Raw genomic sequence first — 15,638 nt, forward strand, 5'->3', positions numbered from 1 at the left:
AAGATCGATCGCCCGGACGCCCGTCATGTCGAGGTGGTCAACGAGGTGTTCGACCTCTTCGCAGCGCTCGACGCCACCGACGAGCAGCTCGACTTCCCGATTCTGTACGGCTCAGGCCGCGATGGCTGGGTTTCGGAAAATCCGGAAGGACCGAAGGACCAGCAGTTGGCGCCCCTGTTCGACCTCGTCATCAAGCATGTGCCGGAGCCGACCGTTCATCCCGGTCCGTTCCGCATGATCGGCACCATCCTGGAAGCCAATCCGTTTCTCGGCCGCATCATCACCGGCCGCATCGAGAGCGGCACGCTGAAGGCCAACCAGCCGGTCAAGGTGCTGCACCATGACGGTACTCAGATCGAAACCGGCCGTATTTCCAAGATCCTGGCCTTCCGCGGCCTTGAGCGCCAGCCGATCGAAGAAGCGCAGGCGGGCGACATCGTCGCCATTGCCGGCTTGTCGAAGGGCACCGTCGCCGACACGTTCTGCGACCCGAGCGTGAGCGAACCGCTGCATGCGCAGCCGATCGATCCGCCGACCGTGACCATGTCGTTCCTGGTCAACGACAGTCCGCTGGCCGGCACCGAAGGCGACAAGGTGACCAGCCGCGTCATCCGCGACCGCCTGCTGCGCGAAGCCGAAGGCAATGTCGCGCTGAAGATCGAGGAATCGCCTGACAAGGATTCGTTCTTCGTCTCCGGCCGCGGCGAATTGCAGCTGGCCGTGCTGATCGAGACGATGCGGCGCGAAGGCTTTGAAATCGCCGTGTCGCGTCCGCGCGTCGTCATGCAGAAGGGCGAGAATGGCGAATTGCTGGAGCCGGTCGAAGAAGTCGTCATCGACGTCGACGAGGAGCATGCCGGCGTCGTCGTGCAGAAGATGTCCGAGCGCAAGGCCGAGATGGTCGAACTGCGCCCATCCGGCGGCAATCGTCAGCGCATTGTCTTCCATGCGCCGACCCGTGGCCTGATCGGCTACCAGTCGGAGCTTTTGACCGACACGCGCGGCACCGCCGTGATGAACCGGCTTTTCCATGCCTATGAGCCCTACAAGGGCGAGCTGCCAGGCCGCACCAATGGCGTGCTGATTTCCAACGAACAGGGCGAATCGGTCGCCTACGCCATGTGGAACCTGGAAGATCGCGGCCCGATGGTCATCGATCCGGGCGTCAAGGTGTATCAGGGCATGATCATCGGTATCCATAGCCGCGACAATGACCTTGAAGTGAACGTGCTCAAGGGCAAGAAGCTGACCAACATCCGTGCCGCCGGCAAGGACGAGGCGGTCAAGCTGACCCCGCCGATCCGCATGACGCTGGAACGCGCGCTGGCCTGGATCCAGGACGACGAGCTGGTCGAAGTGACGCCGAAGACCATTCGGCTGCGCAAGCTCTATCTCGATCCGAACGAGCGCAAGCGGTTCGAGAAGTCGTCCAAGGTGGTCGGCGCGGCGTAAGCTCTTATTTTTTCCAACAGCGGAGAGGGGCGGAGCAACCAGTGTTCCGCCCCTTTTTCGTTCATCCACCGGCAGCCGCGATGATGGCCTGCCGATCGGCCTCGCCGGCCAGATCGATGCGGATCGTGTTTCCCGCACGGGCCGGCTTGCGCAGGGCCTTTGCTCCATCCGGGTCAACGATGAGCAGCCGCTTCTCCTCCAGCGCCTGAAGCCGTGATCGCGAGATGCAGAGTTCGCTTGCGAGCAGCCGGTCGAGCCGCAGCGATGTCGGCATTTCGAGCCCGAGCTGGAGTTCCAACACGGTCGCGGCTTCCCTGGTGTCGCCGAGCCTGCGCTTGTGAACGCTGACATCGGAGAACTCCTCGACGCGCCCGATCCGGTTGCGCAACGCCACCGCATCGAAGGCATGACGGTGAGCGAGTGCAGGATCGTTGCTTTCGAGCGCCGCCAGCAGCGCCGGGTCGATGTCGCGGCGGTTGCAGCGTTCGAAAATGCCGAAATTCCAGGAATTGTCGCAGTCGATGCAGCGATAGATCAGCCACACGTCGATGCGTTTGCCATTGGCGTTGACGCGGAACTTTCCGCTGCTGCAATAGGCCCTCACGGTGCCGCAGCGGTTGCAATTGATGAGCGGTCGAGGTGCGGTCTGGGGTGCGATTGCCCAGTGGATACGCAGAAGTCCAGACATGCCGATAAGCCCTTCCCGTCGGGAAGTTCATCAGGCCGGCGATGTCGAGATGCCCATGCGGGCGCGGCGTGGCGGTCGCTTGCTATGATTGGAAATCGGATGTCACGGGCGGCAGCGCGCAACAACGGTTCAGCAGTGCCAAACCGGTCTCGAACCGCCGCCCAGAAGAACACATGAACATGAAAACAGATACCGCAAATGCGGTGTCATGCAGTGTGTCGGGGGAGTTGGCGAGACCGGCGGTTACGTAGGCAAAGTGAAGCTCAAAATTGTTTCGCGATGGCCTTTCTAGCCGCGACATGCCGGACCGACAAGGGTCTTTTGTCGGTGCTACCGCAGCCGAGCCACTTGCGTTAATATCCGAAATCGAAGGTTTTCAACCAGAGACCCGGTTATGCACCCCACCTCGCTCCTGATTTTCGCCGCCGCTCTGTTCGTTGCCGCGGGCTCGCCTGGGCCATCGATCGCGGCGCTTGTCGCCCGCGTCATCTCGAAAGGGTTTCGCGACGTGTTCCCGTTCCTGCTCGCCATGTGGATCGGCGAGGGCATCTGGCTATCGCTGGCGGTGTTCGGGCTGGCTGTCGTGGCGCAGACCTTCCATTTCGCCTTCGTCGTGGTGAAATGGGTCGGCGTTGCCTATCTCGCTTACCTCGCCTGGAAGATGTGGACCGCGCCTGTCGATGCAAAAGAGGGCGAGATGCCGCGCGAGGATTCGGCGATAAAACTGTTCTTCGCCGGCATGGCGGTGACGCTCGGCAATCCCAAGATCATGATGTTCTACCTGGCGCTGCTGCCGACCATCATCGACCTCGCTTCGGTCAGCATCGTCGGCTGGGTCGAGCTGACGGCGACCATGGCCGTGGTGCTGGTCGCCATCGATCTCGCCTGGGTGCTCGCCGCATCACAGGCGCGCAAGCTTTTGAAGAGCAAGCGCGCCATGAAGATCGCCAATCGCATCAGCGCCACGACGATGGCCGGTGCGGCGGCCGCCATAGCGACGCGGTCCTGAGCCGGCGCGTCACATCACTTCAATGATCGGCGCGATCTCGACGCTGAAGGCCGGGTTCATCAGGATCGGGCAGTCCTTGGCCTTGGCGACGGCATCGTCGATGTCTTTCGCTTCGACGATCGTGTAGCCGGCGGCCGGATTGCTGCCGCCATTGTTCTCGACCTTGCCGCCGGGCAGCACCATCTTCGACATGCCGACCGGATTGCCGCCGTCGACCACAGCCGAGCCGAGCTTGCCGTACCAGCCGTTCCAGGCGTCCATTGCGGCCTTCCGCTCGGCCTCGTCGGTCGGCATCTTGCCCGAGCCATGATAGACGTAGAGATACTTCGCCATGTTCTCCTCCCTTGGTGAGCGGCATCGAACCGGCATGCGGTCATGCCGCCTGCCGATCATCGGACCAAACCGGCAAACAAGCAACGAGAATGCGACACTGCTAATATAACGCCCCGGTCTGGATCCTGCCGCAATCCGTCACCTTGCCATGGCGTGGTATTCGTCGTTCGGCCGCATATCGATTGCCGCGGCCACGCGGTTCGACATGTTGAAGAAGGCAGCGGTCGAGGCGATGTCCCAGATGTCGCGATCGGTGAAGCCGGCCTGACGCAGCGCGCCCCGGTCGGCCTCGACGATCTTGGCCGGCTCTTGCGTCAGCTTGACGGCGAATTCGAGCATTGCCGTCTGCCTGGGCGAAAGATCGGCGGCGCGGAAATTCATCACCATCATTTCGCCGAGCGCCGGATCGCCGGAGAGCTGGCGCACCGCCGCGCCGTGCGCGGTCAGGCAATAGTAGCAATGATTGATCGAGGAGACGGCGACCGCGATCATTTCGCGCTCCAGCTTCGACAGGCCGGACTCACCCAGCATCAAATCGTTGTACATGTCGGTGAAGGCGCGCAGCTTCTTGTCGTCGAAGGCATAGGCCCTGAGCACGTTGGGGACGAGGCCGAGCTTCTCCTCGCATTTGGCGAAATAGGTTTTTGTCGCCTCGCTCAGCTCTCCCTGGCCAAGATCAAGCGCGCTGATTTTGCCGGTCATGGGTCATTTCTCCTCGTTGCGCGGCATCTTGTCGCCAAATTCCGATAATTCTTGGCAAGCCGTCAAACCTTTGTCGCCAAACAGCGGTCATCTGCTACCATAGTCGTAAAAGCATTCGACGGGAGGGACGTGCGTCATGGCCAGCGTGAAATCCGCGAGCAAGCCGAAGAAAAAAGCCACGGCAGCGCTTAAAGCGGAGGAAAGGCCAGCCAGGCTTGCAGACTATCTGCTCGCCCGCGCGCCAGCTGAAGACATTGCTCCCTACGATGTGGCCGACCTGGAGCGGGCTGCCGATCTCGCCGGCCAGGCAGTCGCCACTCACAGGAAAGGCGAGTGCGTCGTCGCCGTCGATGCCGATTCGGGCGTTGTGCGAGACGGCCGCCCGATGACGGTTGTCACGGTCGTCAACGACAACATGCCGTTCCTGTTCGATTCCATCCTCGGCGAGATCACCGAGACATCGGGCGAACCGACCCTGGTCACCCATCCGGTTATCGTCGTGCGCCACGGCAAGGGCGGCGTGGAAGAAATCCTCGGCGACGGCAATTTCGCCAAGGACGATGGCAGCCACGACCGGCTGAGCGTCATCCATGTCCACATCCCGCGGCTGACATCCGAGCAGGCGAGCGGATTGAGCGAGCGGCTGCGCAAGATCCTTGGCCAGGTTCATGCCGCCGTTCACGACTGGAGGCCAATGCTGGCCCGCCTCGATCAGGCGATCTCGGAATTCCGCTATACGGCCGTGCCGCTCGACAAGAAGAGCGTTGCCGAGGCTCTCGCCTTCCTGGAGTGGCTGCGCGACGACAATTTCACCTTCCTTGGCATGCGCGAGTTCAAATACACCGGCGGCGAGGAAAGCGGCACGCTGGAGCGCGCTGAAAAGCCTGGCCTCGGCATCCTGTCCGATCCCGACGTGCTGGTGCTCAGGCGCGGCACCGAAGCGGTAACGACGACGCCGGAGATCCGCGCCTTCCTGCATGGGCCGGAGCCGCTGATCGTCACCAAGGCCAATGCCAAGTCGTCCGTGCACCGCCGCATCTATCTCGATTACATCGGCATCAAGACCTACACCGCCAAGGGTACGCTCGCGGGCGAATTGCGCATCGTCGGCCTGTTCACCTCGACCGCCTACACGCGCTCGGTGATGAAGATCCCGTATCTCAGGTCCAAGGCCGAAACCATCATCGCCAAGTCCGGCTTCGACCGGCACGATCATTCCGGCAAGGCGCTGATCAACGTGCTGGAAAGCTATCCGCGCGACGAGCTGTTCCAGGTGCCGGTGCCGATCCTGCGCAAACATGCCGCCGCCATTCTGGGCCTGGTCGAGCGGCCACGCGTGCGGGCGCTGGTGCGCGCCGACCAGTTCGACCGTTTCGTCTCAATCCTCGTCTTCGTGCCGCGCGACCGTTACGACAGCGTCGTGCGCGAGAAGATTGGCTCCTATCTGAAAACCGTATTCGAAGGCCGGCTGTCGGCCTACTACCCGGCCTTTCCCGAGGGCGGGCTGGCGCGCGTGCACTTCATCATCGGCCGCTCCGGCGGCAAGACGCCGAAGGTCGAGCAAGCGACGATAGAGGCGGCGATCCGCGACATCGTGCGTACCTGGGAGGACGCCCTTTCCGATGCGGCCGAGGCCAGTGGCGGCGACCAGGCTTTGAAGGCGATTGCCGCGCGGCTGCCGGAAAGCTACCGCGATTCGTTCAGCGCGGCGGTGGCGTTGGCCGATGCCGGGCGCATTGCCAAGATCAGCGCCGGCAATCCGATCGCCATCGACTATTATCGCCATGCCGAGCAGAAGCCGCACCAGGCATCGCTGAAGATCTATCACCACGGCAGCCCGGTGGCGCTGTCGCGCCGCGTGCCGGTGCTGGAAAACATCGGCTTCCGCGTCATCAGCGAGCGCACTTTCGAGGTCGGCGACGACCAGGTCGGCACGATCAATAGTGATCGGCCCGGCTTAGTCTTTATTCATGACATGGAGCTTGAGAACAGCTACGGCCAGCCGATCGACCTGACCGATGGCGGCGCGCTGTTCGAAGATGCGTTCCTCTCCGTCTGGCGCGGCGACGTCGACAATGACGGCTATAACGGCCTCGCCCAGACCGCCGGCCTGTGGTCTGGCGAGATCACCATCCTGCGCGCCTATGGCCGTTATCTGCAGCAGGTCGGCATTCCGCAAAGCCAGGATTTCATCGCCGCCGCGCTCAACCGCTATCCCGACATAGCGCGTGGCCTGCATGCGCTGTTCATCGCCCGGCTTGGCCCGACAGCCGAGACCGAAGGCGTGGTGGCCGCAAAGCATCTCAAGGCCAAGATCAAGGATGCGCTGGAGGATGTGCCGAACATCGACGACGACACCATCATCCGGCGCTACCTCAATCTGATCGAAGCCACGCTGCGCACCAATCATTTCGTTGCCGATACGAAAGAAAAGGGCCAGTCGCTGGCGATCAAGCTGGACTCGCACGCGGTCGAGGGCTTGCCGGCGCCGCGGCCGTGGCGGGAGATCTTCGTCTACGGCTCCGAGGTCGAAGGTCTGCATCTGCGCTTCGGTCCGGTGGCGCGCGGCGGCCTGCGCTGGTCCGACCGCGCCCAGGACTACCGCACCGAGGTGCTCGGCCTGGTCAAGGCACAGCAGGTCAAGAATGCCGTCATCGTGCCGGTGGGCGCCAAGGGCGGCTTCTATCCGAAGAAGCTGCCGATGAGCGCTGGCCGCGACGCGATCTTCGAGGCCGGTACTTCGGCCTACAAGAACTTCGTCTCCAGCCTGCTGTCGATCACCGACAATATCGGCCTCGACGGCGTCATCCCGCCGGCCGGCGTTATCAGACGCGACCCGGACGATCCGTATTTCGTCGTTGCCGCCGACAAGGGCACGGCGACCTTCTCCGATACCGCTAACGCGATCTCGGAGAAGCACGGCTTCTGGCTCGACGACGCCTTCGCCAGCGGCGGCTCGGCCGGCTATGACCACAAGAAGATGGGCATCACCGCCAAGGGCGCCTGGGAAGCGGTCAAGCGGCATTTCCGCGAGATCAACCGCGACATCCAGACCTCGTCCTTCACCGTCGTTGGGGTCGGCGACATGTCGGGCGACGTGTTCGGCAACGGCATGCTTTTGTCCCCGAAAACCCGGCTGATCGCGGCCTTCGACCATCGCGACATCTTCATCGATCCCGATCCCGACATGGCAGCCTCGATGGCCGAGCGCGAGCGCATGTTCGCGCTGCCGCGTTCGAGCTGGCAGGACTACGACAAGACGAAACTGTCGGAAGGCGGCATCATCGTCTCGCGCAACCAGAAATCGATCACCTTGCCGGCGGCGGCGGCGGCGGCGATCGGCCTGGCCAAGACCACCGCCACGCCGGTCGAGATCATGACCGCCATCCTCAAAGCGCCGGTCGATCTTCTGTGGTTCGGCGGCATCGGCACGTATCTCAGGGCATCGACCGAGACCAATGCCGAGGTCGGCGACCGCGCCAACGATGCCATTCGCATCACCGCGCTCGACGTCCGGGCGAAAGTGATCGGCGAGGGCGCCAATCTCGGCGTCACGCAGCGGGCGCGCATCGAGTTCGGCATGAATGGCGGCCGCTGCAACTCCGACGCCATCGACAATTCGGGCGGCGTCAACTGCTCCGACGTCGAGGTCAACATCAAGATCGCGCTGGCTTCCGCCATGCGCAAGGGGTCGTTGACACGCCCGGCACGCAACAAGCTGCTGGCCGAGATGACCGAGGAGGTCGGCTCGCTGGTGCTGTCCAACAACTACCAGCAGACGCTGGCGCTTTCGATCGCCCGCAAGCGCGGCCTCGCCGACATCGCGCATCAGAGCCGCTTCATGACGGCGCTGGAGGCGCGCGGCCTGCTCGACCGTGCCGTCGAGACGCTGCCGTCGCCGGCAGCGCTGGCCGAGCGCGAAGCGCGTGGCGAACCGCTGACCAGAGCCGAACTCGGCGTGCTGCTCGCCTATGCCAAGATTGTGCTGTTTTCCGACATCGTCGCCAGCGACGTGCCTGATGACGCGCATTTCGACCGCGACCTGATGGGCTATTTTCCCGACCAGATGGCGAAGAAATACGCCGCCGAGATCCATGGCCACAGGCTGCGCCGCGAGATCATCACACGGGTCGTCGCCAACGATCTGGTCAATCGCGGCGGCCCATCCTTCGTCAACCGGCTGCAGGAGGCCACCGGGCGCACCGCCGCCGACGTGGTGCGGACCTTCGCGGTGGTGCGTGACGGTTTTGCCTTGCCGGCGCTCTATCGCGAGATCGACGCGCTCGACAACCAGATCGACGGCCAGGTGCAGCTCGATCTCTATCAGATGGTCAGCCGGCTGATCTATGTGACCAGCGGCTGGTATCTGAAGAACGATGCCGGCACGGCACCCCTCAGCCAGCGCATTGCCGAGTTGCAGGAAGCCCGCAAGGCGCTGGAGCCCAAGCTCGTTTCGCTGCTGCCGGCCTTTTCACGCGAGCGCATCGAGGAGAAGCGGCATGGGCTGTTCAAGGCCGGCGCGCCGGAAAGCTTGGCCGGGCAGCTGGCACTGAGCGAGGTGGCGGAACTCATCCCCGACATCGCGCTGACGGCGCGCACCGCCGGCGCCGATATCGTCGCCGCGGCCAAGGCGTTCTTCGCCGTCAGCGATGCCTTCCGCATTCCGCGTGTCGAGGATGCCGCACGCTCGATCACGCCATCGGACTACTACGATCAGCTGGCGCTTTCGCGCGCCACCGACACGATCGATGCGGCACGGCGCGGCATCGCGGTGGCGGCGCTCACCGGCCACGCCAAGACGGCCGATCCGGTGGCTGCCTGGCTGGACGCCGGCGGCGAGCGGGTGGCGCGCATCCGCGAGCGGCTGCAGGCGTTGACCGAGGGCGGCGACATCACCGTGTCGCGGCTGTCGGTGGCGTCGGGGCTGATGAGCGATCTGACGGGGATGTGAACCGTCGATGATTGCCACACGCGTTGTCGGGTGCGTGTGGCGCCTTTTCCAATGTTATCGGCGCTTGGCGTTCAGCAAGCTCACCAGGAATGTTTGAGGGTGCCGACGATTTTCAGCCGGTCGCCGTAGAATTCGGTCCCGTAATAGCTGGTTGTCAGATACTTCCGGTCGAACAGGTTCGTTGCGTTCAAGGCCAACGTCACGTCCTTGGTCATCTTGTAGCTAATCGCCGCATCCACCAGTGCGTAGCCGCCAATCGAAATGGTGTTCGCGTCATCCCCGTAGGTTTGTCCGATATAGCGCAGGCCACCGCCGATGGTCAGGTCGCCACGCGGTCCTTCCTCGGGAAGCGTGTAGTCGACCCAGGCTGACGCCAGGTGGCGAGGAACGCGCTGCGGCCGATTGCCGGCATTCCCGCCAATGCCGTCTTCCAGGATCTCGGCATCCCAGTAGGAATAGGCAAGCGTCAGGTTCAAGTTTTCCGCGATGGCGGCCTTGCCCTCGAGTTCGATGCCGCGGACGCCAACCTTGCCGATCTGCTGCTGGACAACAGGCGTGACATAGGTCGGAACATTGGTTTGGGTAAGGTCGAAGACCGCGGCTGTGAACAGGCCGTCGAAGCCGTCGGGCTTGTACTTGATGCCTGCCTCATACTGTTTGCCCTCCTGAGGCTTCAACGAGCCCGAGACCGCATACCCGTTGGCGCTTGGCGACACGAGCGGCTGGAAGCTTTCCGAATAGTTGGCGTAGACCGCGAGGTTCGGCGTGAATTTGTAGGTCAGGCCGGCGCGCTTGGTGAAGGCCGATGCGGTGTCGTCGTCCTGCGTTCCCAGGTCGAGATAATCAGCTGTCGTCTGCACGCGGTCCCAGCGCCCGCCCAGGGTGACGATCCAGCGGTCGTCAAACGTCAATTGCTCCTGGGCATAGACACCGACCGCCTGCTGCTTGACCCGCCAGTTCACATAGGGGCCGAGGTTGATGCAGGACAGACCGCAATAGGTCGGGTTGTCGATGTCGATGGGGCCGGCAGTGCCGAAGAGGATGTTTTCGCGGGTGTTGTCGTTGGCGTAGTCGACGCCGACAAGCGTCTTGCTGGCGACCCGGTCCCAGCCCGTATCGTATTGCAACTGATTGTCGAAGGCATAGCGGTTGGACAGGCCGCCGACGGAAAATGCCGTGCGGTCCGCCGTGGGGTCAAGCGACGCGCCGTAGACCTCGGCGTAGTCGAGGCTCAAATGCGTGTAGCGGGCATTGGAGCGGAAGGTGAGATTCTCGTTGAATTCATGTTCGAACTGGTAGCCGATATCGACCTGCTCGGTGTTGAAGCGGTTGAAATCCGGCTCGCCCAGGAAGGTGCCGATGTCGATATTGGCGCCGGCGGGGGTGCCGCGTGCGCCTGTGCCATCTCGCTTGTAATAGTCAGTCAGGATGGTGAGCGAGGTTCCTTCCTCGGGCTTGATGGTCAACGCGGGTGCGATGTAAAGCCGGTCGTCGTTGGAATAATCCCATCCTTGATCGCCATCCTTGGCCAGCCCGGTAAGCCGATAGGTCCACACGCCATCGGGGTCGATCGGCCCGCCAAAATCAACGCCAATCTCCTTGGTGCCGTCGCCATAGGACGTGTAAATCTCCCCCTGCTTCTGGTCCAGCGGCCGCTTGGTAATGGCGTTCACCAATCCGCCAGGGCCGTTGAGACCAAAAAGCGTCGATGTCGATCCCTTTAGGACCTCCACGCGCTGAAGTCCGTAAGGTTCGAGACGGCTGGCCGTGAACCAGGCTGGGATGCGCGCCGTCAAGCCGTCGCGATAGGTACCGAGCGATGTCTGGTCGAAACCGCGGATGCGAATATAGTCGTATCGGTCATCGTTGCCGAACTCGTCGGTGAGGACGCTGGATGTGTAGGCCACGGCCTGCTGGAGGCTTTCGACATGGCGCGCCTCCAGTTCCTTTTGGGTTACAACTGAAACCGAGGCGGGAACGTCGACGATCGGCGTATCGGTCTTGGTGGCGGTCGCCGTATCCTTGGCGACGATCGTTTGATCGGGCCCGCCAACGCGGTCCGACTTGCCGGTGACGACGATCGTTTCCAGTTGAGTTGCATCGTCCGGCGAAACGTCCTGGGCCCGGCCGGTCCCCACCATTCCAAAAGATGCCGCTATCAAGGCACTGCTCGCAATCAATCGCCTTGCCTGAATGCGCAACAATGCCTGTCGACCAATCGTCATCTCTTATTCCCTGTCAGACCAATTTCGAGCAGTTCGGCCGGTCACCGTTCCGGCCCTGCGCGAGCGCAATTAGTCAAAGCGGACAAAAAGAGTCAACTTAATAATCAAGAGATCCACGCCGGCGACAATCGTTGCGAAGCAGGGGGTGGAGGACGGCGCCGGACCTACGGTCCGACTTCCCCCACGAGAAAAATACGGGCTTGGTTCGCGAAGCGGACGAAAGCCGGTTGCATGGCTTTCGAACAGTGAACGCCCGGCAGCGTCAAGGGTACGGCACCGAGCTTCGTTCATTGCATGAGCGCATGAAACATGCAGACATGGCGCCCGACACGGAACCGGTGCCGAGGGATCATGATGACGGTAGAGACAGTGCAGCGTGCGTCCGGGCGCGGCATCTGGGGATGGATGCTGTTCGACTGGGCGGCGCAGCCGTTCTTCACGGTCGTGACGACCTTCATCTTTGGACCTTACTTCGTCTCGCGCATGGCGAGCGATCCGGAGACCGGCCAGGCGGCCTGGGGCTACGGCATTGCCGCGGCCGGTCTTGTCATCGCCGTGCTGTCGCCTATCCTCGGCTCGATTGCCGACCAGACCGGCCCGCGCAAGCCCTGGATCGCATTCTTTGCCGCGGTCAAGGTCACCTGCCTTTGCATGCTTTGGTTCGCGGCCCCCGGTTCGAACCTTTTCCTGGTCGTGCTATTCTTTTCGCTGGCGTCGGTCGCGGCCGAGTTTTCGACCGTGTTCAACGATTCGATGATGCCGCGCCTGGTGCCGAAGAGCGAGATCGGCCGAATCTCCAACATGGCCTGGGGCCTTGGTTATCTCGGCGGCATGATCGCGCTGATCTTCGTCGTCGCTTGCTTGGCCGGTTCGCCGGAGACCGGCAAGACGATCATCGGCACCGACCCGCTCTTTGGGCTCGACCCGAAGCTCGGCGAGGACGCGCGCGCAACCGGGCCTTTGTCAGCCGGCTGGTACTTCCTGTTCATCCTGCCGATGTTCTTTTTCACCCCCGATGCCATCAAGGGCCTGCCGATCGGCCCTGCGGTGCGAGAGGGGTTGGCGGAGCTGAAAGTGACGCTGGGCGAGGTGCGCAAGCGCAGCGGCATCTTCCGCTTCCTTGTCGCCCGCATGATCTATCAGGACGGTGTCAATGCGGTGCTGGCGCTGGGGGGCACTTTCGCAGCAGCGATGTTCCACTGGTCGATCACCGAAATCGGTATTTTCGGCATCATTCTCAACGTCGTCGCCATCTTCGGCTGCCTGGTTGCAGCCCGTCTCGATACGGCGCTTGGCTCAAAAACCATCGTCATGATCTCGCTGGTCCTGCTCAGCATCGCCACGATCGGCATCGTCTCGACCGGACCGGGCTATACTTTGTTCGGCCTCTGGATGATGCTTGGACCGGACAGCGGTGGCCTGTTCGGCACGGCAGCGGAAAAGGCCTACATCTTCTTCGGCCTGTTGATCGGTGTGGCTTTCGGGCCGGTGCAGGCGTCGTCGCGATCCTACATGGCGCGCAGCGTCACGGCCGCCGAATCCGGCCGCTATTTCGGCATTTATGCGCTGGCCGGACGGGCGACCAGTTTCCTGGCGCCGTTCATGGTCGCGTCCGTCACCCTGGCCAGCGGCTCGGCACGGCTCGGCATGGCGGTGATCGTGCTGTTCCTCGGGATCGGCATGGCGATCCTGGTCAAGACGCCCTATCCAGCGGACCGGCCGGCGGATTGAGTTCTTTCTTCCTTCTCCCCCTGTGGGGTGAGCGGCCGGTTCGCGAAGCGAATTCATCGTGCCAGTGGCACGATGAAAGGCTGACGAACGCCGGGACGCTGCGGAGCAGCGGGGACCCGGCAGGGCGGATCGTCCACCGCCCGGCCCTTCGCGGGCTCAGGGCGTTCGAAGCTCGAAAAGCCAAGCAATTGGCTTTTCGTTTGCTGCGCGAACCGCTTCTCACCCCGCAAGGAGAGAAAGAAGAAGTGCGTCAATGCCTGAAATGCCGGACGCCCGTAAACACCATGGCGATGCCGTGCTCGTCGGCAGCGGCGATGACGTCCTTGTCGTTCATCGAGCCACCCGGCTGGATAACGGCAGTGGCGCCGGCGGCGATCGCCGACAGCAATCCGTCGGCGAAGGGGAAGAAGGCGTCGGAGGCGACGACCGAGCCCTTGGTCAGCGGTTCGGCAAGGCCGGCGGCCTCGGCGGCGTCGAGTGCCTTGCGGGCAGCGATGCGTGAGGAGTCGACCCGGCTCATCTGGCCGGCGCCGATGCCGACGGTGGCGCCGTCCCTGACGTAGACGATGGCGTTGGACTTGACGTGCTTGGCGATGCGGAAGGCGAATTTCAGGTCGGCCATTTCGACCGGCGTCGGCGCCCTCTTGGTCACCACTTTCAGTTCGAGGTCGTCGACGACAGCGTTGTCCCGGCCCTGGATGAGCAGACCGCCGGCGACGGATTTGACCGTCGTGCCCGGCGTGCGCGGATCCGGCAGCCCACCGGTGACCAGCAGGCGCAAATTCTTCTTCGCCGCGACGATGGCCGCTGCCTCGTCAGTGGCGCCGGGCGCTATGATGACTTCGGTGAAGGTTTTTACGATCTCTTCCGCCGCCTCGGCGTCGAGGGTGCGGTTGACCGCGACGATGCCGCCGAAGGCCGAAACCGGGTCGCAGGCGAGCGCCTTGGCGTAGGCGGCTTTCAGCGAGGTGCCTTCGGCAACGCCGCACGGGTTGGCGTGCTTGATGATGGCGACGGCGGCGGAACGCGCCGGATCGAACTCGCCGACCAGCTCGAAGGCGGCGTCGGTGTCGTTGATGTTGTTGTAGGACAGCTGCTTGCCCTGCAACTGACGCGCCGTGGCGACGCCCGGCCGCTTGTCGCCATCGATATAGAAGCCGGCGCTCTGATGCGGGTTCTCGCCATAGCGCATCACCTCGACCAGCCTGCCGCCAAAGGCACGCCACGTCGGGTGTTCGATCTCGAGCGCTTCGGCGAACCAGCCGGAGATCGCCGCGTCATAGCTGGCGGTGCGGGCGAAGGCCTTGGCGGCCAGCTTCTTGCGGAAATCCAGCGACAGCGAGCCGATGTTCATCTCCAGCGCGTTCAGCACCGAGGCATAGTCGCCGGGATCGGTGACGATGGCGACATAGGCGTGGTTCTTGGCCGAGGCGCGGATCATGGCCGGGCCGCCAATGTCGATGTTCTCGACGATCGATGCGTAGTCGGCGCCGGAGCGGCGGACCTCCTCGAACGGATAGAGATTGGAGACGACGAGATCGATCGGCTCGATGCCGTATTTGCGCATTGCCGCTGAATGCTCCGGATCGTCGCGCACGCCAAGCAGCGCGCCATGCACGCCGGGATGCAAGGTCTTGACGCGGCCATCCATGATCTCGGGAAAGCCGGTGAGCTCGGAGACGTCGCGCACCGGAAGGCCCGCGTCAGAGATCGCCTTTGCCGTGCCGCCGGTCGAGACCAGCTCGACGCCTGCGGCTGCCAGCGCCTTGGCGAAATCGATGAGGCCGGTTTTGTCGAAAACGGAGAGCAGGGCGCGGCGCACGGGAACCAGGTCTGGTGCGGGAATGTTCTTGGCGGCGACGGCCATGGGCTGGCGGCCTTTCACGACTGGTGTGGTGGATGCCCGCGCCCGTAGCACATGCCGCCCGGAAATCAAACCGGCGGTCAGGTAGGTCAGTTGTTTTCCGGATAACCGGCGATGCTGGTGCGGGTCAGCTGCCAGTGGACTTCGGCGATTTCCGAGGCCTTGAAGGCAAGCACGATCTGGCGGCTGCGGCGCGGGCCGCCAAGACCGGCGAAATAGATCGATTCCTCGACCTCCGGCACCACTTCGGCCGATGTGAACACCCAGGTGTCGGCCTGATCGGCGGCCAGCACCAGGCGGTCATGCTCGTCCTGCAAAAGGTTGACATCGGGATGAACGTGGAAGCGGACGGTGACGAAGTCGCGGCCATTGTTGCGGATCGCGGCACTGCCGGGGCGCTGGAAGCGGTCCCGGCCGGCCAGCACATTGCCGTTCGACGACAGCTTCAGCTCGCGCTCATGCAGGAAACCAAAGCGCGCGACATAGCCGTCATGGCGGGCGATGAAACCCTGAACGCCTTTCTGATCGGTGCGCTTGCACTGCACATGCTGCGGGCCGCCGATCAACGGCGAACCGAGCAGGTCGTTGACGCGCAACGAGTGGCTGAAGCGCGCCGACGAGGTGTCGTTGATGGTGGCGGTCGAGTGCGCGGCGGTGGCGCGCGCCAGCGGCCGGAATTCAGC

10 protein-coding genes are annotated in these 15,638 nt (G+C 63.4%); 4 read left to right on the top strand and 6 right to left on the bottom strand.

Annotation, left to right across the window (positions count from 1 at the left end):
* Positions 1–1,452: EF-Tu/IF-2/RF-3 family GTPase (locus tag EN969_RS02505; protein WP_127418982.1), on the top strand; the 1,452-nt coding region annotated here is incomplete at its 5' end.
* A 61-nt stretch (positions 1,453–1,513) separates the two neighbouring features.
* Here EN969_RS02505 and EN969_RS02510 read toward each other — a convergent pair.
* The gene (locus EN969_RS02510) at positions 1,514–2,140 is read right to left on the bottom strand and encodes a DUF1062 domain-containing protein (RefSeq protein WP_063169468.1); all 627 of its coding nucleotides are present in this window, start codon (positions 2,138–2,140) and stop codon (positions 1,514–1,516) included.
* A 394-nt stretch (positions 2,141–2,534) separates the two neighbouring features.
* Here EN969_RS02510 and EN969_RS02515 point away from each other — a divergent pair, with 394 nt between their 5' ends.
* Entirely contained in the window at positions 2,535–3,149 is a 615-nt protein-coding gene (locus EN969_RS02515) for a LysE family translocator (RefSeq protein WP_024504201.1), read from the top strand.
* A gap of 9 nt (positions 3,150–3,158) precedes the next feature.
* Here the strand turns inward: EN969_RS02515 and EN969_RS02520 are convergent, their stop codons facing one another.
* Both EN969_RS02520 and EN969_RS02525 read right to left on the bottom strand, forming a co-directional pair.
* On the bottom strand, positions 3,159–3,482 hold the full coding sequence (locus EN969_RS02520; protein WP_013529006.1) for a hypothetical protein: 324 nt from the start codon (positions 3,480–3,482) through the stop codon (positions 3,159–3,161).
* A gap of 138 nt (positions 3,483–3,620) precedes the next feature.
* Positions 3,621–4,184 carry a peroxidase-related enzyme gene (locus EN969_RS02525; RefSeq protein WP_063169467.1) on the bottom strand — a complete coding sequence of 188 codons (564 nt, stop codon included), beginning with the start codon at positions 4,182–4,184 and terminating at the stop codon, positions 3,621–3,623.
* Between the two features lie 136 nt (positions 4,185–4,320).
* Between EN969_RS02525 and EN969_RS02530 the strand changes: the two genes are divergently transcribed.
* Positions 4,321–9,135, top strand: coding sequence for an NAD-glutamate dehydrogenase (locus EN969_RS02530; RefSeq protein ID WP_063169466.1), 4,815 nt, complete (start codon positions 4,321–4,323; stop codon positions 9,133–9,135).
* An 80-nt stretch (positions 9,136–9,215) separates the two neighbouring features.
* On the opposite strand, the gene EN969_RS02535 is transcribed toward EN969_RS02530, so the two are convergent.
* The gene (locus tag EN969_RS02535) at positions 9,216–11,360 is read right to left on the bottom strand and encodes a TonB-dependent siderophore receptor (protein WP_063169465.1); all 2,145 of its coding nucleotides are present in this window, start codon (positions 11,358–11,360) and stop codon (positions 9,216–9,218) included.
* A 354-nt stretch (positions 11,361–11,714) separates the two neighbouring features.
* Here EN969_RS02535 and EN969_RS02540 point away from each other — a divergent pair, with 354 nt between their 5' ends.
* Positions 11,715–13,091 carry an MFS transporter gene (locus EN969_RS02540; RefSeq protein WP_063170394.1) on the top strand — a complete coding sequence of 459 codons (1,377 nt, stop codon included), beginning with the start codon at positions 11,715–11,717 and terminating at the stop codon, positions 13,089–13,091.
* Between the two features lie 250 nt (positions 13,092–13,341).
* Here the strand turns inward: EN969_RS02540 and purH are convergent, their stop codons facing one another.
* Together purH and EN969_RS02550 are read right to left on the bottom strand one after the other, a co-directional pair.
* Positions 13,342–14,958: a bifunctional phosphoribosylaminoimidazolecarboxamide formyltransferase/IMP cyclohydrolase gene (gene purH / locus EN969_RS02545; protein WP_024504206.1), complete on the bottom strand. Its 1,617-nt coding sequence runs from the start codon at positions 14,956–14,958 to the stop codon at positions 13,342–13,344.
* Between the two features lie 86 nt (positions 14,959–15,044).
* Positions 15,045–15,638: heparinase II/III family protein (locus EN969_RS02550; protein ID WP_206525127.1), on the bottom strand; the 594-nt coding region annotated here is incomplete at its 5' end.

Source organism: Mesorhizobium sp. M7A.F.Ca.CA.003.01.2.1, assembly GCF_003998945.1.
Classification (GTDB): domain Bacteria; phylum Pseudomonadota; class Alphaproteobacteria; order Rhizobiales; family Rhizobiaceae; genus Mesorhizobium; species Mesorhizobium ciceri.